We start from the raw sequence: 19,113 nt of genomic DNA on the forward strand, positions 1-19,113 counted from the left end.
GCCGCAGCCGCGCAGCCGCCGGCAGCCCAGCACGCAGCCCCGCAGACTCACAAAAGCGAAGCCCAACCTGGCAAGCCCGGGCGCCAAGGTGCAGCAAGCGGCCATCCAAGCTTCCCGGCCCCAACCCTCACCATCCCCGGCGAGCGCTTTCAACGGCCACCATCCAAAGCCTCATCGCAAGCGCTCTGCCAACAGCGCTACGCCCAGCCGACCAACTCACGACCGCCAGCCATGTCACCCACCCCAGGGTTCCTGGCACAACAAACAGACACTTGCTAGTCGTTTCAGAACGAAGAATGGCTGCCGGGAGATCTTCAGTCGTCGAGGCGTTGGAGGATGCGCGTGAACTCGTCGTTTTCAATCAGGCCGATGAGAACCCGGGTCATGCTACTGACACCGGCGTCACGGACGATGAGTCCGTCCGAGACCCAGAAGTAGCGGCCTCCGAGGGCTTCCCCGCTGGCGGCCCATCGCTTCATGAGGATCTCGACCTGGGCGAGGGTGATGCTGGTCGCGCTCCATTTGGAGCCGTCTTTGAGGTCCACGAAGACATCGACGTTGTCCACCATCTCGGGATCTTCTCCGGCGCCCGGCAAGAACGCCGCCTCGAACTGCTCCGTATGGACGCGATACCAGGGTCGGTCCCAGGTGCCGTCCCAGGTGCCGGGTGCGGTGCTGTGGCTCATCAGACGAGAGTGACGGACCAGTTCGCCCACCTCAATCGCTTTGCTCTGCCACTCTTCCGGAAGTGAACAGCGACCTTGTGCCTGGTGGTCGGCGCGTGGGAGTGGCCTGGGCGGACGTGCCGGCTGGATGGTTTGGCCGCTCCGTGATCACCTGCTGGCGGCGGCTGCGGACTGGGCCGGAGCCGGAGTGTGGCCCCGCCTCGCCGCCCTGGCCCCGCACCTGCCCCCCGCCCCGCACTTGCGCCCCCTCCTCGAAACCATCAAGTCCCAGCGCTGCCCTCTCTCCTGGCCACCACCGCTCAGTCGCGGTATCGGCGCAGCCACCACGACCGGTTCAGATCGGCGAACGGATCCGGGCTCGTCCGCGCCATGTAGAGCTCGTCGAGCGGCCGGATCATCTCCCTCAACTCCCTCGCAGCGCGCCGAGGCAAGGCGTGCAAGGCGGTCTGGAGGGTCTGGCGTCCGTCATCGAGGAAGAACGGGTCGCACAGCGGGCAACCGCACGCCCCTACTTGGGGGCCATCAGGGTCGCGGGCAAACCACGCCCATCGACGCAACGCCTGTGCGATCGCCCCCGGCCAGAGGCGTTCCTGCTCGACCCTGGCGAGTGCCGAGATCAGGCCCGCCGACCCCGAAGGCAGACCGGGCGCGCGCCGGGCGGGGACTCCGATGACTCTGGGGGCACGGCGACGGGTGGAGGCCCGCACCTGCGATGGCCGTCTACGCGGCATCGGCCTTTCTGATCAACGCCATGGCGGCACGATACCTCTCAAGAGCACCTGGAACATCGCTCAAAAGCACCTGGAACACCGCTCAAGAGCATCTGGACCCCATAGAGCGAAGCGGATGCCGTGCGGCCGCCCTCGTCAGCCGGCCCGGCCCTTGAGGTAGCAGGCGATCGCCAGCGGCACGATCACCAGGTCCAGCACCACGTGCCAGACGCTGAACGGGTTGTTGTGCAGGAACAGGAAGCGCAGGACGCCCAGGGTCCCTCCGATCGCCGGCAGCACGATGGACGCGGGCAGTGCCCCCGGCCAGCCGCGCAGCAGGCCGGTTCCGAGGACGGCGTAGACGACGCCGAACCCCGCCGCTCCCAGGACGTTGCCCTCGGTGCCGTAGACCGGGACCTGGAGGACGTGGGTGACCGCGGAGAGGAGCAGCAGCCAGGCGGCGGTCTGCCGGGCGCGGGCGGTCCATGCCGGGGGCCGGGGCGGCGCGGCCTGGTCCATGGCCTTCATGTCATCACCGTTCATCTGCTCATCTGCGGAAACGGCCACCGGCGGAGGCGGCGCGATGGCGCCCCCGGCTCCCGATTGGTACGGTGACCTGACTAATTTTCCGAGATGGTACGGTGACCTGACTAACATGTCAACGACTCCTCCCGTCCCCGGGCCGGACACGCTCGCCGACAGCGCGGTGGGGCCCGACTCGCGCATCGGCGCGCTCGCGCGCAGGCTCGCCGCCCTCGTCACCCACCGCGTGCAGGAGGGCCTGGCGGAGGCGGGCATCACCGACGTGCGGCCCACCCACCTGCGGATCTTCGCCGCGATCGAGCAGGGCCCGGCCCGGATCACCCGGATCGCCGAGCGCCTCGGCTCCACGAAGCAGACGGTGGGGCCCCTCGTCGAGGAGCTGGTCAGACTCGGCTACCTGTCCCGCCTGCCGGACCCCCAGGACGCGCGGGCGAGGATCGTCGACTTCACCCCGGCCGGCCTGGCCGCCGCGACCACGGCCCAGCGGTGCGCCGACGCCATCGACCGGGAACTGGTCGAACAGGTCGGCCACCAGCGCGCGCAGCACTGCCGCTCCGCGCTGTGGGAACTCATCACCGGCCTGGAGTAGGCGCGGCCGTCACTCGCCGGTCCGGTGTCATTCACCGGTCCGCCCCTCCATCACCGGTCCGGCGTCATTCGCCGGTTCGGCCCCCATCACCGGTCCGCCCGCCACTCACCGGTCCGGCCCCCCACCACCGCTCCGCCCGCCACTCACCGGCCCGGCCCCCCCATCACCGGTCCGGCCCCCCATCGCCAGTCCGCCCGTCACTCGCCGGTCTGGCCGTCCACGGCTTCCCGGAGGAGGTCGGCGTGCCCGTTGTGGCGGGCGTACTCCTCGATCATGTGGCACAGGATCCAGCGCAGGCTCGGCACCTGCCCGTCCGGCCAGCTCCAGCGGGCCAGTTGCTCCAGGCCGCCGTCGCTCAAGGCCGCGCCGACCACCGCGCGGGAGCGGTCGGCCGCCTCCCGCCACAGCGCGAACAGCTCCTCGGGGCTGTCGTCGGCCGCGGACCGCCAGTCCCAGTCGGGGTCGGTCCGCCAGTCCACCTCCTGCCACGAGGACGGCATCCCCTCGCCGCGGAACCGCTGGGTGAACCACTCGTCCTCCACGTAGGCCAGATGCTTGAGCATCCCGCCGAGGGTCATCGACGAGGCGCCGACGGTCGCGCGCAGCCCGGCGGCGTCCAGGCCGCCGCACTTCCAGGCCAGCGTGGCGCGCTGGAAGTCCAGGAAGCCCAGCAGCGTGGCGGTCTCGTCGCCCGCCGGCGGCGGTTCGGGGCGGCCCTGCTCGTCGGTGTCGCTCATGCGCGGCAGCGTACCGGCGGGCGGCCGTCGCCTCGTAGGGTGTCGATCATGGCTTGCCGTATTTCCGAACTGTTGATCGACTGCCACGATCCGCAGCGGTTGGCGGACTTCTGGTGCGAGGTGCTGGGCTTCAGCGTGCTCGGTACCGACGTCGACGGCTCGATACAGATCGGGCCTCCGCAGGGCGCCGGCGGGGTGCAGCCGACGCTGCTCTTCAGCCCCACCACCGACCCGAAGGTCGGCAAGCTGCGGATGCACTTCGACGTCAACGCCACCGACCGCGACCAGGACGCCGAGCTCGAGCGCCTGCTGGCCGCCGGGGCGCGCCCGGCCGACGTCGGCCAGACCGGTGAGGAGAGCTGGCACGTCCTGGCCGACCCGGAGGGCAACGAGTTCTGCCTCCTGCGGTCCCGCCTGGACTGACTCACGTCACGACCGCGTCGTCGAGGTACCAGCCGTAGGGGCTCGGGCGGCCGGCGGCGCGGGGCGAGTAGTGCCGGGTGTACAGGGCGGCCACGAGCTCGGCGCGGCTCCGCACGCCGATCTTGGCGTAGGTGGCCTTCAGGTGGTCCTGGACGGTGAAGGGCGACAAGCCGAGGCGGGCCGCCATCTGGCGGGTGGTGCGGCCCTGCGCGGCGAGCTCGGTGATCTCCCGTTCGCGGGGCGTCAGCCCGTACGCGCGGGTGATCACCTCGCCGATCACGGCGGGGCGCGCGCCCTCGACGATGACGGCGGTCTGGTCGCCGGCGGCGGAGCCGTGCAGCACCACCCAGCGCCCGTCGCGGGCGGGCAGGGCGGCGCGGGCCAGGCCGTCGCCGCCGCGCACGGCGGCCGCCACGGCGCGGACGGCGCTCGGCAGCCGGTCGCGGTCGTCCAGGGTGGCCAGCCAGCGGCGGGCGTCGTCGGTCACGGTGCGGGTCTGCCCGGACGGCCCGACCAGCAGCAGGCCGGGCGGGCCGGTGAGGTCGCCCGGCGCGGCGAGCGCCGCGCGCAGCAGGGTGAGGCGGAACAGGTCCGCCGCGGGGCCGCTGATCTCGGCGAGCAAGGCCAGCTCGGCCGGGGAGAACGGGGGCGACGGCTCGGTCCGGTAGAGGGTGAGCGAGCCCCAGCAGCCCGTCCGCGTCCGCAGCATGACGCGGGCCTCGTCGCTGACGCCGAGGTCGTGCAGCAGCTCCCGGTGCCGCTCGGCCCGGGAGATCCGGCCGCCGGTCGCGGCGTGCAGGCCCGCGACCGGGACGGGGGCCGCGGCCAGTTCCCGGTACCCGTTGACGTCGGTGCCGCGGAACTCGATGTCGAACAGCACCCGCTCGCGGTCGGCCGCCCCGGCGGCGTCGGCGCCGCTGACGAAGCAGCTCGTCCACAGCAGTGTGGACGGGTCGAGCGTGGAGACGGCGGCCATGTCGTAGCCGACCGCCGCGCGCAGCAGCCGGTCCAGCCGGACGCGCACCTCGGTGAGGCCGAGGTCCTCGGCGGCCAGCCGCCGGACCTGCGCGGGGAGATCCATGCCCTCAGGATGGCCCGGCCCCACCACCGCTCGGTACCCCCTCGAACTGGGGATATCGCCGCCTTGCCCGGCCCGCCTACGTTCGGGGCGCCCGACCGAACACCAAGGAGCCGGCATGGAACGCGACGATCTGTTCACCCTCATCCACAAGGCCCTGCGCCGGGGCCTGTTCCTGGTCACGATGCGGGCCGGGGCCACCGACTGGACCGACCCGGAGCAGGTCGCCGGGCTGCAGGCGGAGTGGCGGCCCCTGCTGGCGCTGCTGCGCGTGCACACCGAGCACGAGGACGAGCACATCCTGCGCGTCCTGGACCCCTACGAGCACGCGGCGACCGATGTCATCGCCGACCAGCACCGCGACCTGGACGACCTGCTGGAGCACCTGGCGGAGTCCTTCGACAAGGCGCCCGGCGACCCGGCCGCGGGCCTGGACCTCTACCGCGACCTCGCCCGGTTCGTCGCCGCCTACCTGCCCCACCTGCACGAGGAGGAGACGGGGGTGATGCCCCGGATCTGGGCGCACTGCACCGACGCGGAGATCGCCGCCGCCCGCGCCGCCTTCATGGCCGCCACCCCGCCGGGCGTCCAGGCCACCACCCTGGAGCTGGTGCTGCCCGCGGTGGACCCGGCGACCCGCGCCGCCCTGGTCACCGGCATGGCCCGCACCGCCCCGCCGCCCGTCGTCGACGGCGTCCTCGCCATCGCCGACCGGGTCCTCGACGCCCCCTCGGCCACCGCCCTGCGCGACCTTGTGGCGGTGCCGCCCGCGGTCCACGCCACGGAGTGAACCGGGTCAGCGGACGGGCAGGGCGACCCAGCTGGGGTGGGCGGGGTCGTGCCAGATCTTCAGGGCGCCGGATCTGCCCAGCTGGGGCAGGTTGGGGAACAGGTGCGGGAAGTCGCCGGTCTGGATGGACACCCGCAGCCTGTGGCCGGGGGCGAGGGTGCCGGCGAAGCCGTAGATCTCCACGTCGACCGGGACGGGGACGCCCGGCTTCATCGCGGCGCCGGACTTCCTGGTGTACGGGTGGTACGGCTGGATGATCATGCCGTTGCGGCGGACGGTCCGCTTCTCGTCCAGGGCGCGCAGGGAGGCGACCTGCCAGCCGGCCGACAGCTGGGTGACCTTGCCGTCCGGGGCGACGTCCTCCAGGCGGACGGCGAGCTGGCCGTCGCGGGCGGCCGAGCTCACCCACAGGTGCGCGTTGACGGCGCCGGTCAGGCTGAGGGGCTTGGTGACCGGCAGGTCGTAGACGATGCCCTGCCTGTCGTTGTCGCGCTGGTCGGTGGCGCACGACAGGCCGAGCAGGGCGCCGACGCCGATCGTCCACTGGACGGCCGAGCGGCTGCACAGGCCCGCGAACGGGGCGAAGGGGACGGTGTCCGGTTTCCCGGCCGAGGCGGTCCAGGACAGGGAGCGGCGGTCGCCCAGGTACAGCTTGCGGTAGGTGACGGCGGGCGGCCAGGTGGCGGAGGTGCGCCAGGCGCCCGGGCCCTGCTCGTAGTAGGTGACCGGCGCGATGGGCCGGCCGGTGTCCTTGAGGCCCTTGACGTGCTGGTCGAACCAGCGCAGGGCCAGCTCGGGCAGCGTCATGCCGGGCGGCGTCTGGGCGTTCGGCAGCGGCAGGCCGAGCGCGGGCGCGGCGCCGTCGATGTGGTACCAGGGCCCGTAGACGAAGCGGGACGGCACCCCGCGCGCGGCGAGCCGCTGGTAGAGCAGCGGCTCGCTGCGCTGGAAGATGTCGAACTGGCCGCCGACCAGGAAGGTCGGCACGTTCACCTTGTCGATGACCTCCAGCGGCGAGCGCAGCCGGTAGAAGGAGGAGTCGAACGCCTTGTCCCCGCCGGTGAGGGCGTTCAGGATCATCCTGATCTCGAAGTCGGGGATGTTGCCCAGGTGCCGGCGCAGCACCTGCTCCGCCTTCTTGGGGTCCTTGCCGGCGTAGGTGGGCGGCAGCAGGCCGAGGGCGCCGACGCCGGTCATCCACAGCGGCACGAACGCCAGGCCGAGCTGGCCGCCGGTGCCGACGACGTCGCGGTAGGCGTCGCCCATCGGCACCACCGGGAAGATCGCCTTCAGCCCGCGCGGGTGCTGCGCGGCGGTGAACAGCTGGTTGATCGCGCCGTAGGAGGCGCCCATGAGGCCGACGCGGCCGTCGCTCCAGGACCGGGCGCGCGAGGACGCCCACTCCACCAGCTCCTTGCCGTCCTTCTGCTCGCGCGCCCCGAACGCGTCCCAGGCGCCGGGCGAGCCGCCGGTGCCGCGCACGTCCGCGACGACCTGCACGTACCCGTGCCGGACGAGGAAGTCGGCCTGCATCGAGGCGCCCGGGACCGACTTGTTGTAGGGGGTCTGGCTGACCACGACGGGGAAGCGGCCGGCCGCCGCCTTGCCGCCGCGGGCGGGGCGGTAGACGTCCACGACCAGCTCGGCGCCGTCGCTCATCCGGACCATGACGTCCTTCTGCACGACCACGTCGTAGGCGGCGGGCGCGGCCTGCGCCCGGGCCGGTGCGAGGACGCCCGCGGCCAGCAGGGCCGCGGCGGCGAGACGTCTCATGGGGTCTCCTGGGGGAAGGGAGGCTGAGCGCGATCAGTGTAAGTGATTACTTGCACCGTGGTCACTCGGCCGGGTGCACGATTTCCCCGGAGATGTGCTGACGCCCGGCCGGCGGCGACGCGTCGGAACGCGTCGCCGCCGGCCGCCGGATCAGGTGGGCCGCTGCGTGAGCAGGAACACCGGCGACAGGCCGTAGTGCTGGGTCTCCAGCCGGGCCTCGAGGACCGTGTTGCTGGTCCAGCCGCTGTAGGAATTGACGCCGGTCGGCATCAGGGTCCATTCGAGCCGGACGGTGATGCCGTTCCAGGCCGGGAAATTGCAGTCCCGGGTGACGTATTCGGCGGACCCCTTCGCCGTCCCCCAAAGCCCCAGGTTCGCGCTCACCGACCACCAGGCGCCATCGCTCAGGCGGCCGACCGTCGTCGGCGGCCGCTGCACCCAAGCGGCGCGCGTGCCCCCGGGGTCGGCCGCCGACAGGTCGAGCACGCATCCCAGCTCGTTCTTGAACTTCGCGTTCATGACGCGCGTGCTCGCCTGCGCCGTCCCCGTGGCGGCGCCCGTGGCGAGAACCGCCGCGGTGGCCACGCCGATCGCGGCCGTCCGCCGCTTCCATCCGATTGCCATTCTCGGCCCCCTTGCTTTCTGCCCCCCGGCGTTTCAGCAACGGGGAAAACGTTAGGCGGGGGCCGCCCTGCGGCGGCAGGGAGCGGCGTCCTGTCGTGTCCGGGACCGGCGTCCCAGGGCCCGGTGCTCAGATCAGGTCGGCGTCGTGGGCGAGGAGGGCCAGCTGGGTGCGGTTGTTCAGGGCCAGCTTGGCCAGGATGCGCGAGACGTGGGACTTCACCGTCGGGACGCTCATGCCGAGGGTGCCCGCGATCTCGGCGTTGCCCTCGCCGCGCGCCACGGCCAGGGCGACCTCGTGTTCGCGCGGGGTGAGGGCCGCCAGGGCGTCCACGGCGCGGCGGTAGGCGTCGGCGCGGGTGGTGACGCTCTCCATCAGGCGGCGGGTGATCTGCGGCGACAGCATCGGCTCGCCCGCCGCCACCCGGTGGATCGCCGCGACGATCCGGGCGGGCGGCGAGTCCTTCAGCAGGAACCCGCCCGCGCCCGCGCGCAGCGCCGCCACGACGTTGTCGTCGGTGTCGAAGGTCGTCAGCACGATCACCTCGGGCGGGCGGGGTAGCCGGCGCAGCCGGCGGGTCGCCTCGATGCCGCCGACCCGGGGCATCCGCAGGTCCATCAGGACGACGTCGGGGAAGTGGGCCGCCACGGCGTCCGGCACCTCGGCGCCGTCGCACGCCTCGGCGACGACGGCGATGCCCTCGGCGCCGTCCAGCATCATCGCCAGCGCGGACCGGACGAGGGCGTCGTCGTCCACCAGCAGGACCCGGGTCACGGTGCGCACTCGGGGAAGGGTAGCCAGGCCCGCAGGCCGAAGCCGCCCGGGGTCGCCCCATGGTCGAGCGCGCCGCCCGCGAGGCGGACCCGCTCGGTGAGGCCGATCAGGCCGGTGCCCGAGCCGGGGATGGGCGAGGCGGTGTCAGCGGGCCCGGGTCCCAGGGGGTTGCTCAGCTCGACCGTCAGCCGGCCGCCGGGCTCGCCGTCCAGGACGATCCGGACCCGGCTGCCCGGCGCGTGCTTGCGGGCGTTGGTCAGCCCCTCCTGCACGACCCGGTAGACCGTGCGGGACAGCGTCGGCGGCAGCGTCCCGGTGCCGGCCGTCCGGTCGGTGAAGGCGACCGGCGTCCCGGCGTCCTCGGCCTCGGCCAGCAGCCGCGGCAGGTCGGCGAGGACGGGCTGGGGCGCGGCGTCCTCGGCGTCGTCGGCGCGCAGCACGGTGAGCACGTCGCGCAGCTCGCCGAGGGCCTGGTGCGCGCTGGAGCGGATCACCCCGGCGGCCCGGGCGAGCTTCTCGGGCGACGCGTCGGGCCGGTACTCCAGCGCCCCGGCGTAGGTGGCGAGCAGGGAGAGCCGGTGCGCGAGGACGTCGTGCATCTCGCGGGCGATCCGGGCGCGCTCCAGCGCGCGGGCCTCGGCGACGCGGCGGTCCCGGTCGGCCTCGGCGCGCTCGGCGCGGTCGCGCAGCGACGCGATGAGGGCGCGCCGCGCCTGGATCAGCGCGCCCCACCCGATGAGCGCGGCGTGCGCGATGGCCACCAGCAGCAGCCACCAGCCGAACGGCAGCGGGATCGGCTGGACCAGCGGGCGCGCCGCGTGCGCGGCGATCCCGGCGAGGCCGACCGCCACCGCGACGCGGACGCTCCGCACGCCCGCGACCTGCAGCGTCCCGACGGTCGAGGCGGGCGTGGCGGAGGGCGACAGGACCGCCAGCACGTCCAGCACGAGCGTCACCGCGACCGGGCGGCGGACCAGCAGCGGCAGCAGCGCCCAGGACGCCAGGCCGGCCGCGGCGTCCAGCAGCAGCAGGTCGTGCCGCCCCCAGAGCGTCAGCGCGATCGGGACGCCGACGGCCGCCATCAGCACGGTCGTGCCGCGCGCCCGCGGGGTGCCGGAGGTACAGGCCGGGGAGAGGTTCACGGGAGCGAGGCTACGGACGCCGCCGCGAGGGCGACAGCTACCAAAGTTGGAAGCCGCGGTATCCGTCGGCCGATGTGGCGGCGGGGCCGTGGCCCGCACTCTTGCGGGCATGACGACTCTCACGCAGACCACGTCCTCCCGCGCGCTCACCGTCGCCGCCGCCGTCCTCGCCCCGGTGGCCCTGTGGATCGCCGTCGTGCCGGTGGCGGGGATCGACCTCGAGGCCCAGGGGCGGCGGGTGGGCGTGGCGCCGGTGATCATCGGCAGCCTGCTCCCCGCGCTCGCCGCGTGGGCGCTGCTCGCGGTCCTGGAACGGCGCACCGGCCGCGCCCGGGCGATCTGGACCGCCGTCGCGGTGCTCGCCCTGGCGTTGTCGCTGGGCGGCCCGCTCGGCGCCGCGACGGCCGCCGCCGGCGCGGCGCTGGCCGCCATGCACCTGCTGGTCGGCGCGATCGTGATCCTCGGGCTGCGGCGCCGCTAACGGCGCAGCATCAGCTGCCGCATCATGGCCTTGGCCTGCTCCTGGAACTGGGCGGTGTCGTTGACCCGCGGGAACGGCTCGTCCGGCACCGGGACGCCGAGGAACGCGCAGAGCGGCTCCCAGCCCTGCGCGACCTCGAACACCAGCAGCCGGGACGGGTCGACGCCGGCCCGGACCTCCTCGGTGTGCCGTTCGAAGGCCTTGGCGAGCTCCTCGTCGGACAGGTCGGCGAACCCCGGCACCTCGGGCATGTTGGAGGTCATCTCGATGAACCTGGCGAGGTCGGTGCCGAGCAGGGCCGACAGGCCGGTCAGGGCGCGGCCCGGCAGCGTCCGGCCCCGGCGGTGGTGGGCCAGGATGGTCGCGCGCATGCTGGCCGCCCAGCGCCCGGGATCGCGGACGCTGAGGACGACCTTGGCGGCGGGGTAGTGCTCGGTCAGCTCGCGCCAGTAGGCCGCGGCCGGCCAGTCGACGCAGGACTCGTACCCGCCGAGCAGCCTGTCCCAGGGGACGGGCCGGCCCTTGGTCTTGGCGAGCCAGCCGCCGAGCTGTTCCTTTCGGACCGCCTCGGTCATGTGGTGGCACGGCCCGAACCCGAGCCGCTCGATGGCCGCTTTGAGGGACAGCGTCCCGGTACGTCCGTAACCTGCGCCGATGATTTTCACGACGCGAACATCGCACCGGTCAGGGAAGCGGTCAAGCCCTGTCAGGCGGGGCCTTTCGTGCGGTCCGCCAGGGCGCCCTCCTCGCCGAACAGCCGGTTCTTCCACTCCTCGATCAGCGCGGTGTTGTCGTGGTCGTCGGGGTGGAAGCCGGGCCGGTTGTAGTCGCGGATGCGGCGGGCGACCTCGGGCTTCAGCCAGGGCGAGTGCCGCAGCCTGCGCAGGCTCTCGGCCAGGCGGGGGCCGTCGTAGGTGGCGCGGTCGAGCAGCATCGAGAAGATCGTGTTGCCGACAGTCGCGGCCAGGAACCCGGCGGTGGTGAACCGCATGACCCAGATGCGCAGGGCCTGGTCGCCGCTGACGGTCTGGAACACGTCGAACGCCACCGACTTGTGCTCGCTCTCCTCCAGGGCGTGCCACTGCAGCATCGAGCGGACCTCGTCGACGTCGAACAGGGCCTGCGCCTCCGGGTCGGTCAGCAGCACCTCGGCGAGGGTGGCGGTGTAGTGCTCCAGCGCGGCGGTGACCGCGAGCTGGACGGCCTTCGGCAGCACCCTCTCGCCGAACCGCAGGCCGTGGTGCAGGCGGCGGTCGATGTTGCGGGTCGGGTAGCCGAGCGCGGCGAGGCGGCGGTTGAACGCGCGGTGCTCGCGGCCGTGCGTGACCTCCTGGCCGATGAAGCCGGCGACCTGCTCCTTCAGTTCGGGGTCGGTGATCCGGTCGCGGTAGTTACGGACGGTGCGGATGAAGAAGTCCTCGCCCTCGGGGAAGAACGACGACAGCACCGAGACGACGTGGCTCATCACCAGGTCGCCGCTGACGTAGTGGCGCGGCAGCGTCTCGGCGGGGTAGTCGAAGGCGATCCGGCGCGTCCGCACGCTGCGGGGGCGGATCAGGGGGCGGGGGCGGGCGGCGGCGTGGCTCATGGGGCTCTCCTGCTTCGGGGAGACTGCACCGGCGTCGGGGGACACTTACTGGCGCCTTGTCCGAAGGTACGAGCGCCCGCATATCCAAGCAACCCTGCTTGTATGTGCGCCGGGTCACAATTGGACTACGAGTCCAGTTGCCCGGACGCACGAAGGCCCGCCCTCCCCCGTGCGGCGGAGAGCGGGCCTGCCTCGAAGGCTAGAGCTTCTCCAGGGGCGCGTACTTCACCACGACGACCTTGATCTCGGACTCGCCGCGGAAGTCGATGCTGGCGCGCATCTTGTCGTCCTGGCCGTCGACCGACACCACCGTGCCGAGCCCGAACGAGTCGTGGGTGACCTTGTCGCCCGGCCGCAGGTTCGGCACCGCCTTGCCCGACCGGGCCGCCGGGCGGCCGCCGCCGCCGAGCCGGCCGCCGGGCCGCGACGCCACCGACGTCAGCGCCGACCCCGACAGCGAGGAGCCCTCGCGCTCCCAGTCGATCAGCGTCGCGGGCACCTCGCCGAGGAACCGCGACGGCGGGTTCACCTGCGGCGCGCCCCACGACGAGCGCATCGTCGCGCGGCTCACGTACAGGCGCTGCCGGGCCCGGGTGATGCCGACGTAGGCCAGTCGGCGCTCCTCCTCCAGCTCCTTGGGGTTGCTCATGGCGCGCAGGTGCGGGAAGACCCCGTCCTCCATGCCGGTGAGGAACACCACCGGGAACTCCAGGCCCTTGGCGGTGTGCAGGGTCATCAGCGTGACCACGCCCTGGTCGGCCTCGGCGGCGGCCTCGTCGGCGGGCGCGGCCGGGTTGCCCTTGGCGCCGCCGGGGATGGAGTCGGCGTCGGCGACGAGCGCGACCTGCTCCAGGAAGTCGACCAGCCGGCCCGCGGCCGACTCGCCGTCCAGGCGCTCCTCGTACTCGCGCGCGACCGCCTCGAACTCCTGGAGGTTCTCGATGCGGGTCTCGTCCTGCGGGTCCTTGGACGCCTGCAGCTCGGCCAGGTAGCCGCTCTTGACCAGGATCTGCTCGACCAGCTCGCCCGGGGTGAGCGCCGCGACCTGCTCGCGCAGCTCGTCCAGCAGCGCCACGAACTCGCGGACCGCGTTGATCGAGCGGGTCGCCATGCCCGGGACGTCCTCGGGGCGGCGCAGCGCCTGCCAGAACGAGATCCGCTCGCGGGACGCGTACGCCTCCACCACGGCCTCGGCGCGGTCGCCGATCCCGCGCTTGGGCACGTTCAGGATGCGGCGCAGGCTGACGGTGTCCTCGGGGTTGCCGAGCACGCGCAGGTAGGCCAGCAGGTCGCGGACCTCCTTGCGCTCGTAGAAGCGCACGCCGCCGACGACCTTGTAGGGCAGGCCGACCCGGATGAACACGTCCTCGAACACCCGCGACTGCGCGTTGGTGCGGTAGAAGATCGCCACGTCGCCGGGGCGGGCGTCGCCGGCGTCGGTGAGCCGGTCGACCTCGCGGGCCACGAACGCGGCCTCGTCGTGCTCGTTGTCGGCCACATAGCCGATGATCTTGTGGCCGGCGCCCTGGTCGGACCACAGCCGCTTGGGCTTGCGGTCGGCGTTGCGCTCGATCACCGCGTTGGCCGCCGACAGGATCGTCTGGGTGGAGCGGTAGTTCTGCTCCAGCAGGATCGTGGTGGCCTCGGGGTAGTCGCGCTCGAACTCCAGGATGTTGCGGATCGTCGCGCCGCGGAAGGCGTAGATCGACTGGTCGGCGTCGCCGACCACGCACAGCTCGGCCGCGCCCACGCCCTCGACGGGCGCGGTCAGCTCGCGGACCAGCTCGTACTGGGCGTGGTTGGTGTCCTGGTACTCGTCGACCATGACGTGCCGGAACCGGCGCCGGTAGTGCTCGGCGGCCTCGGGGAAGACCTGCAGCAGGTTGACCGTCATCATGATCAGGTCGTCGAAGTCCATCGCGCCGGCCTGCGCGAGCCGCGCCTGGTACATCTGGTACGCCGAGGCGAGCGTCTGCTCCATGTGGGTGGACGCGCGCGCCTTGAACGTCTCGTAGTCGATCAGCTCGTTCTTGAGGTTGCTGACCTGCGCCGAGAACGACTTGGGCGGATAGCGCTTGGGGTCCAGGTCCAGCTCGCGGCAGACCAGGGCCATCAGGCGCTGCGCGTCGGCCTGGTCGTAGATCGAGAAGCCGGTGGGGAAGCCGAGCCGCCCGGCCTCGCGGCGCAGGATGCGCACGCACGCCGAGTGGAAGGTCATCACCCACATCGCGCGCGAGCGCGGGCCGACCAGCGCGTCCACCCGCTCCTTCATCTCGGCCGCGGCCTTGTTGGTGAAGGTGATGGCCAGGATCTGGCCGGGGTGCACGTCGCGCTCGGCCAGCAGGTGGGCGATGCGGTGGGTGAGCACGCGGGTCTTGCCCGAACCGGCGCCCGCGACGATGAGCAGGGGGCCGCCGGCGTGCTCCACGGCGGCGCGCTGCTGCGGGTTCAGCCCGTCCAGCAGGGGGTTCACTTCGGTCTTCGACATCACGTGCGAGTGTACGTGGCGTGGCCGACGAATACGGTCGGCTCCGGGCCGATGCGCGCCACGACAGCCCCGCCTTTGCCCCACAAGAGGACAAAAGCGGCGGGGTTGACCGATCCCCGCGCCGGACGGACCGTGGACCCGGAGGTGGGCGGATGCGGGTGAAGATCGAGAGCACCGGCGGGTTCGCGGGCGGCGAGAACATGGTGGCCGTGTACGACACCGCCGATCTGCCCGGCGACCAGGCCGGGCGGATCGAGCAGGCGGTGAGCGCGCTGGCCGGCACGGACGCGTGCGCGGAGGCCGGGGAGACCGGCGGGGACGGGGACGCCGCCGGCTACCGGATCACCGTCGAGGACGACGGGCGGGACCCGCGCGTCTTCGCCGTGCCGGCCGACCCCGGCGAGGACATCGACGGCCCGATCACGACCCTGCTGCAGGGCCCGGTCGAGCCCGAGGAGCGCCCCGAGGACGAGGGCCGGCAGCAGGCCCCGCCCAGCCCGTCGGGCCTTTAGGACTTGTCGGGGCTAGGTCTTACGGAAGCCGTGGGCGGACTCGGCCGCGGCGACCACGGCGGCCATGTCGGCACCCGCCGCCGCCGCGGAGGCCGCCGCGATCGCGCCCTCCACCAGCGGCGCGTCGGCGAGCACGACCTCGCCGCCCGCGTCCTGCACGACCAGCTTCGCGGTGAGGACGGAGCTGCCGACGTCGGCGAGCAGCACCACGCCCGCCCCCGCCGACACCGTCGCGACCGCCTCCTCGATCAGCTCGGCGCTGGTGCCGAGGCCGCCGCGCCCGTCGCCGCCGGCCGCCGCCACGGCGGCCTCGCCCGCGCCCATGGTCGCGGCCAGCTCGGCGACGCCCTCGGCGAGCGCCCGGCTGTGCGACACGATCACGATGCCGACGCTCACGCCACGTCCGCCAGCGCGCGCAGGAGCAGGGCGGTGGAGGCCGCGCCGGGGTCCAGGTGCCCGGTGCTGCGCGGCCCGAGGTAGCTGGCGCGGCCCTTGCGCGCCTGCATCGGCACGGTCGCCTGTGCCCCCTGGTCGGCCGCTTCGGCGGCGGCCGCCGCGCAGGCCGCCAGGTCGCCGCCCGCCGCCAGGGCCTCCTCGTAGGCCGCGACGGCCGGCGCCAGCGCGTCGACCATGGTCTTGTCGCCCTCGCCGGCCTGGCCGAGCTCGCGGACGCCCTCCAGCGCGGCCTGCAGCACCGCGCCGAGCCCGGCGGCGTCCAGGTCCGGCGTGTCGCCGAGGGCCTTGCCCGCGCGGCGCAGCGCCGTCCCGTACAGGGGACCGGACGCGCCGCCGGTCTTGGCCACGATCGCCCGGCCGGCGGCGAGCAGGACCTTGCCGGGCGGCGCGTCGCCCTCCGGCAGCGCCGCGACCGCCGCGGCGAAGCCCCGCTCCAGGTTGTGGCCGTGGTCGCCGTCACCGATCGCGGCGTCCAGCCGGGACAGGTGCGCCGCGTCGGCGGCGATCCGCTCGGCGGCCAGTCTGATCCACTCGGCCGTGTTCACTGCTCTCAGTCTCCCGGTGCGTTCATCGGCCCCACCTGAGGGCCGGGGTCTCGACGGGCGCGTCCCACAGGCGCAGCATCTCGGGCGTGGCCCGGCAGACGCTGATCATGACGCCGGCCATCTCCAGGCTGGTCACATAGCCGCCGACCAGCGGCCGGGCCACGGTCGCGCCGCGCCCGGCCAGCCAGCGCTCGGCCGCCCCGTAGGCGATGTACTGCTCGATCAAGGGGGTGCCGCCCATCCCGTTGACCAGCACCAGCAGCTCCTGGCCGGCCAGCGGCATGTCCTGGTCGATCGCGGTGAGCGCGGCGGCGACGATCTCGGCGGCGGGCGCGGCGGCGGCGCGCTCGCGGCCCGGCTCGCCGTGGATGCCGACGCCGAGCTCGATCTCGCCCGGCCCGAGCTCGAACGTCGGCTCCCCGGCGGCCGGGACGGTGCACGGCGACAGCGCGACGCCGAAGGAGCGCGTCCGCGCGACGACCTCGCGGGCGACGGCGGCGACCGCGTCCAGGCCGGCGCCCTCCTCGGCCAGCGCGCCGGCGATCTTCTCGGCGAACAGGGTGGCGCCGGTGCCGCGGCGGCCCGCGGTGTAGGTGCTGTCGCGCACCGCCACGTCGTCGTCGACCAGCACGGTGGCGACCTCGATGCCCTCGTCCTCGGCCAGCTCGGCGGCCAGCTGGAAGTTCAGCACGTCGCCGGTGTAGTTCTTGACGATCAGCAGCACGCCCGCGCCGCCGTGCACCGCCATCGCCGCCGCGACGACCTGGTCGGGCGTCGGGGAGGTGAAGACCTCGCCCGGGCACGCCCCGTCCAGCATCCCGAACCCGACGAAGCCGGCGTGCAGCGGCTCGTGGCCGGAGCCGCCGCCCGACACCAGGGCGACCTTGCCGGGGCGCGGCGCGGCGGCGCGGACGACCGTGCGGGTGTCCACGTCGACCCGCAGCGAGGGGTGCGCGGCGGCCAGGCCGCGCAGCGCGTCGGCGACGACGTCCGCCGGGGCGTTGATGAGTTTGCGCATGTCCTCAGCCTTACCCCGCGACGGACTGCCCTCCCAGACCCAACCGGGCCTCCTCCCCGCCGGGCCCGGCGAAGGTGCCGGTGCGGCGGATCGTCTGCCAGCGCAGCCGCGCGCCGAGGACCGCCGTCACCGCCGACTGCAGCACCACCAGGTACATCAGCTGGCGGTAGACGACCTGCTGGAGCGGCAGCGTCCACAGGGGCCGGACGGGCTCGTGGTCCAGCCAGAGCGCGTAGGCGCCGGCGGCGGCCTGCGCGGCGGTGAACGCCGCCCACATCAGCAGCGGCGCGGTCGGGTCCAGGAACGCCAGCCCGAACAGCGCGAACAGGTCCACCGCTGGTGCGAACAGCGGCAGCACCACCTGGAAGACCGCCAGGTAGGTGAGGCAGCGGCGGCCGAACCGGCCCGACCGGCCGCGCTCGACGACCGAGCGGCGGTGCTTCCACATCGCCTGCATGGTCCCGTAGCACCAGCGGTAGCGCTGCCGCCACAGCTGGCGCAGCGAGTCGGGCGCCTCGGTCCAGGCGAGGGCCTTCTCCTCGTAGACCACGCGCCAGCCCGCGCGGCAGATCGCCATGGTGAGGTCGGTGTCCTCGGCGAGGGTGTCGTCGTGCACGCCGCCGACCTCCAGCAGCGCGGCGCGCCGGAACGCGCCGATCGCGCCGGGGATCGTCGGCATGCACTGCAGCACGTCGAACATGCGCCGGTCCAGGTTGAACCCGATCACGTACTCGATGTGCTGCCAGCGGCCGAGGACGCCGCCGCGGTTGGCGACCTTGGTGTTGCCGCTGACCGCGCCGACCCTGGGGTCGTCCAGCGGCGCGACCAGGTGGCGCAGGGTGTCGCGCTGGAAGACGGTGTCGCCGTCGACGAGGACGAGCACGTCGGTGCGCGCGGCGGCGGCGCCGGTGTTGAGGGCGCTCGGCTTGCCGCCGTTGGGCTTGCGGATCAGCCGCACGCCCGGCAGCGCGAGGGCCTCGACGATCTCGGCGGTGCGGTCGGTGGACCCGTCGTCCACCACGATCACCTCGAACGGCGCCGGGTAGTCGGTGTCCAGCAGCGAGCGGACCGTCGCGGCGATCCCGGCCTCCTCGTTGTAGGCCGGGACGATCACCGACAGCGGGGGCGGCTCGCCCTGCGTCCGGCGGCGCTGCGGGCGGCGCACCGCCCGCATGTGCACGTGCGCGAAGACCAGCAGCACGCCGAGGCGGATCGCGCAGAGCATCCCGGCGAGCAGGAACAGCAGGCCGAACCAGCCGGTCAGCCAGCCCGCGGTGCGCTGCGCGGCGACCAGCACCGTCCCGATGGCCTGCTCGCCGCCGCCGACCTTGACGGTGGCGGCGGGCAGCCCGAGGCCCTCGGCGACGCCGGTGAACCGGTAGCCCTGCGCCTGCAGCCGGACGATGATCTGCTCCAGCGCGGCGACGGTCTCGGTGCGGTCGCCGCCCGCGTCGTGCAGCATCACGATCGCGCCCTCGCCGCGCCGCCCGGCCGTCGTCGCGTCGCGGACGATCCGGTCGACGCCGGGCCTGGCCCAGTCCTCGGTGTCGCGGTCGGTGAGGACGGTCAGGTAGCCGTCCGCGCCGGCCAGCCGCGCCGCCCTCCACTCCCCGGCGGTCAGGCCGTCGGGGCGGGAGGAGTAGGGCATGCGCATCAGCCGGGTGTGCACGCCCGCGGCGCCGGCGAGGGCGCGCTGGGTGAGGTCGAGCTCGAAGCGGGTGCGCCAGGCGGGCGAGGCCGCCATGTCGATGTGGGTGTAGGTGTGCGAGCCGATCTCGTTGCCCTCGCGCAGGATGCGCCGGGTCAGCGCGGGCTGCTGGGCGATGTGCGCGCCCATGGAGAAGAACGTGGCGTGCGCGTTGTGGCGGCGCAGCACGTCCAGGATGCGGGGCGTCCACTCGGGGTCGGGGCCGTCGTCGAAGGTCAGCGCGACGGTCTTGGCGGGCATCCGGCGGCTCTGGGTCTTGCCGCCGGCCAGGTTGATCACCGGGCCTGCGGAGGTGGCCTCGGCGGGCGCCGCCGCCGGGTGGGCGGGCTCCTTACGGGGCGCTTCGCCGACGGCGCCGTTGGCGAAGCCGTCCAGCAGCAGCAGGACGGTCAGCGCGAGCGCGCCGAGCGCGAGCAGGAGCCAATGGCCCTTCGGTTCTCCGCGTCCCAT

20 protein-coding genes are annotated in these 19,113 nt (G+C 73.6%); 5 read left to right on the top strand and 15 right to left on the bottom strand.

Translation table 11 applies throughout. From position 1 onward, the window contains the following. Positions 1–314: 314 nt before the first annotated feature. Both ACRB68_RS27645 and ACRB68_RS27655 read right to left on the bottom strand, forming a co-directional pair. On the bottom strand, positions 315–686 hold the full coding sequence (locus tag ACRB68_RS27645; protein ID WP_153537229.1) for a hypothetical protein: 372 nt from the start codon (positions 684–686) through the stop codon (positions 315–317). Between the two features lie 866 nt (positions 687–1,552). After that, the gene (locus tag ACRB68_RS27655; protein WP_194293461.1) at positions 1,553–1,939 is read right to left on the bottom strand and encodes a hypothetical protein; all 387 of its coding nucleotides are present in this window, start codon (positions 1,937–1,939) and stop codon (positions 1,553–1,555) included. 112 nt (positions 1,940–2,051) lie between these two features. On the opposite strand from ACRB68_RS27655, the gene ACRB68_RS27660 reads away from it, so the two are divergent. Further along, a complete protein-coding gene (locus tag ACRB68_RS27660) occupies positions 2,052–2,528 on the top strand; it encodes a MarR family winged helix-turn-helix transcriptional regulator (RefSeq protein WP_194293462.1) in 477 nt (158 codons plus the stop codon). Between the two features lie 197 nt (positions 2,529–2,725). On the opposite strand, the gene ACRB68_RS27665 is transcribed toward ACRB68_RS27660, so the two are convergent. Continuing rightward, positions 2,726–3,265, bottom strand: coding sequence for a DinB family protein (locus tag ACRB68_RS27665; RefSeq protein WP_153537235.1), 540 nt, complete (start codon positions 3,263–3,265; stop codon positions 2,726–2,728). Positions 3,266–3,313: 48 nt separating this feature from the next. On the opposite strand from ACRB68_RS27665, the gene ACRB68_RS27670 reads away from it, so the two are divergent. Then, on the top strand, positions 3,314–3,688 hold the full coding sequence (locus ACRB68_RS27670; protein WP_153537237.1) for a VOC family protein: 375 nt from the start codon (positions 3,314–3,316) through the stop codon (positions 3,686–3,688). 1 nt (position 3,689) lies between these two features. Here ACRB68_RS27670 and ACRB68_RS27675 read toward each other — a convergent pair whose 3' ends face one another. Then, a complete protein-coding gene (locus ACRB68_RS27675; RefSeq protein ID WP_194293463.1) occupies positions 3,690–4,769 on the bottom strand; it encodes a response regulator transcription factor in 1,080 nt (359 codons plus the stop codon). Between the two features lie 115 nt (positions 4,770–4,884). Between ACRB68_RS27675 and ACRB68_RS27680 the strand changes: the two genes are divergently transcribed. Beyond that, the gene (locus ACRB68_RS27680) at positions 4,885–5,556 is read left to right on the top strand and encodes a hemerythrin domain-containing protein (protein WP_194293464.1); all 672 of its coding nucleotides are present in this window, start codon (positions 4,885–4,887) and stop codon (positions 5,554–5,556) included. Between the two features lie 6 nt (positions 5,557–5,562). Here the strand turns inward: ACRB68_RS27680 and ACRB68_RS27685 are convergent, their stop codons facing one another. The 4 genes from ACRB68_RS27685 to ACRB68_RS27700 all read right to left on the bottom strand — a co-directional run bounded on the left by ACRB68_RS27685 (position 5,563) and on the right by ACRB68_RS27700 (position 9,867). Then, entirely contained in the window at positions 5,563–7,329 is a 1,767-nt protein-coding gene (locus ACRB68_RS27685) for a CocE/NonD family hydrolase (RefSeq protein WP_153537243.1), read from the bottom strand. Between the two features lie 150 nt (positions 7,330–7,479). Then, positions 7,480–7,953: a hypothetical protein gene (locus ACRB68_RS27690; protein WP_153537245.1), complete on the bottom strand. Its 474-nt coding sequence runs from the start codon at positions 7,951–7,953 to the stop codon at positions 7,480–7,482. Between the two features lie 127 nt (positions 7,954–8,080). Continuing rightward, entirely contained in the window at positions 8,081–8,734 is a 654-nt protein-coding gene (locus tag ACRB68_RS27695) for a response regulator (protein WP_407924310.1), read from the bottom strand. After that, complete coding sequence (locus ACRB68_RS27700; protein WP_328594857.1) at positions 8,722–9,867, bottom strand: sensor histidine kinase; 1,146 nt, start codon at positions 9,865–9,867, stop codon at positions 8,722–8,724. Before ACRB68_RS27700 ends, ACRB68_RS27695 begins: the two co-directional genes overlap by 13 nt. Before the next feature lie 109 nt (positions 9,868–9,976). Between ACRB68_RS27700 and ACRB68_RS27705 the strand changes: the two genes are divergently transcribed. Next, a complete protein-coding gene (locus tag ACRB68_RS27705; protein WP_153537247.1) occupies positions 9,977–10,348 on the top strand; it encodes a DUF6069 family protein in 372 nt (123 codons plus the stop codon). Here the strand turns inward: ACRB68_RS27705 and ACRB68_RS27710 are convergent. The 3 genes from ACRB68_RS27710 to pcrA form a co-directional block, all read right to left on the bottom strand. Then, a complete protein-coding gene (locus tag ACRB68_RS27710) occupies positions 10,345–11,013 on the bottom strand; it encodes a sulfotransferase family protein (RefSeq protein WP_328594859.1) in 669 nt (222 codons plus the stop codon). The two genes, ACRB68_RS27705 and ACRB68_RS27710, sit on opposite strands and share 4 nt — an antisense overlap. Positions 11,014–11,054: 41 nt before the next feature. Continuing rightward, positions 11,055–11,936 carry a metal-dependent hydrolase gene (locus ACRB68_RS27715; protein ID WP_153537249.1) on the bottom strand — a complete coding sequence of 294 codons (882 nt, stop codon included), beginning with the start codon at positions 11,934–11,936 and terminating at the stop codon, positions 11,055–11,057. A gap of 199 nt (positions 11,937–12,135) precedes the next feature. Then, complete coding sequence (gene pcrA / locus ACRB68_RS27720; protein WP_153537251.1) at positions 12,136–14,424, bottom strand: DNA helicase PcrA; 2,289 nt, start codon at positions 14,422–14,424, stop codon at positions 12,136–12,138. A gap of 152 nt (positions 14,425–14,576) precedes the next feature. On the opposite strand from pcrA, the gene ACRB68_RS27725 reads away from it, so the two are divergent. Then, positions 14,577–14,936, top strand: coding sequence for a protealysin inhibitor emfourin (locus ACRB68_RS27725; RefSeq protein WP_153537253.1), 360 nt, complete (start codon positions 14,577–14,579; stop codon positions 14,934–14,936). Between the two features lie 12 nt (positions 14,937–14,948). Here the strand turns inward: ACRB68_RS27725 and dhaM are convergent, their stop codons facing one another. The 4 genes from dhaM to ACRB68_RS27745 are packed head-to-tail and all read right to left on the bottom strand — an operon-like array spanning position 14,949 to position 19,113. Next, positions 14,949–15,332 (bottom strand): dihydroxyacetone kinase phosphoryl donor subunit DhaM, encoded by a 384-nt coding sequence (dhaM, locus tag ACRB68_RS27730; protein ID WP_328594861.1) that lies wholly within the window; start codon positions 15,330–15,332, stop codon positions 14,949–14,951. Then, the gene (gene dhaL, locus ACRB68_RS27735; protein ID WP_328594862.1) at positions 15,329–15,937 is read right to left on the bottom strand and encodes a dihydroxyacetone kinase subunit DhaL; all 609 of its coding nucleotides are present in this window, start codon (positions 15,935–15,937) and stop codon (positions 15,329–15,331) included. Before dhaL ends, dhaM begins: the two co-directional genes overlap by 4 nt. A gap of 22 nt (positions 15,938–15,959) precedes the next feature. Beyond that, positions 15,960–16,955, bottom strand: coding sequence for a dihydroxyacetone kinase subunit DhaK (gene dhaK, locus ACRB68_RS27740; RefSeq protein ID WP_153537256.1), 996 nt, complete (start codon positions 16,953–16,955; stop codon positions 15,960–15,962). A gap of 10 nt (positions 16,956–16,965) precedes the next feature. Then, a complete protein-coding gene (locus ACRB68_RS27745) occupies positions 16,966–19,113 on the bottom strand; it encodes a bifunctional polysaccharide deacetylase/glycosyltransferase family 2 protein (RefSeq protein WP_153537258.1) in 2,148 nt (715 codons plus the stop codon).

The sequence above is a fragment of the Actinomadura macrotermitis genome (genome assembly GCF_009604375.1).
In the GTDB taxonomy this organism is placed as follows: domain Bacteria; phylum Actinomycetota; class Actinomycetes; order Streptosporangiales; family Streptosporangiaceae; genus Spirillospora; species Spirillospora macrotermitis.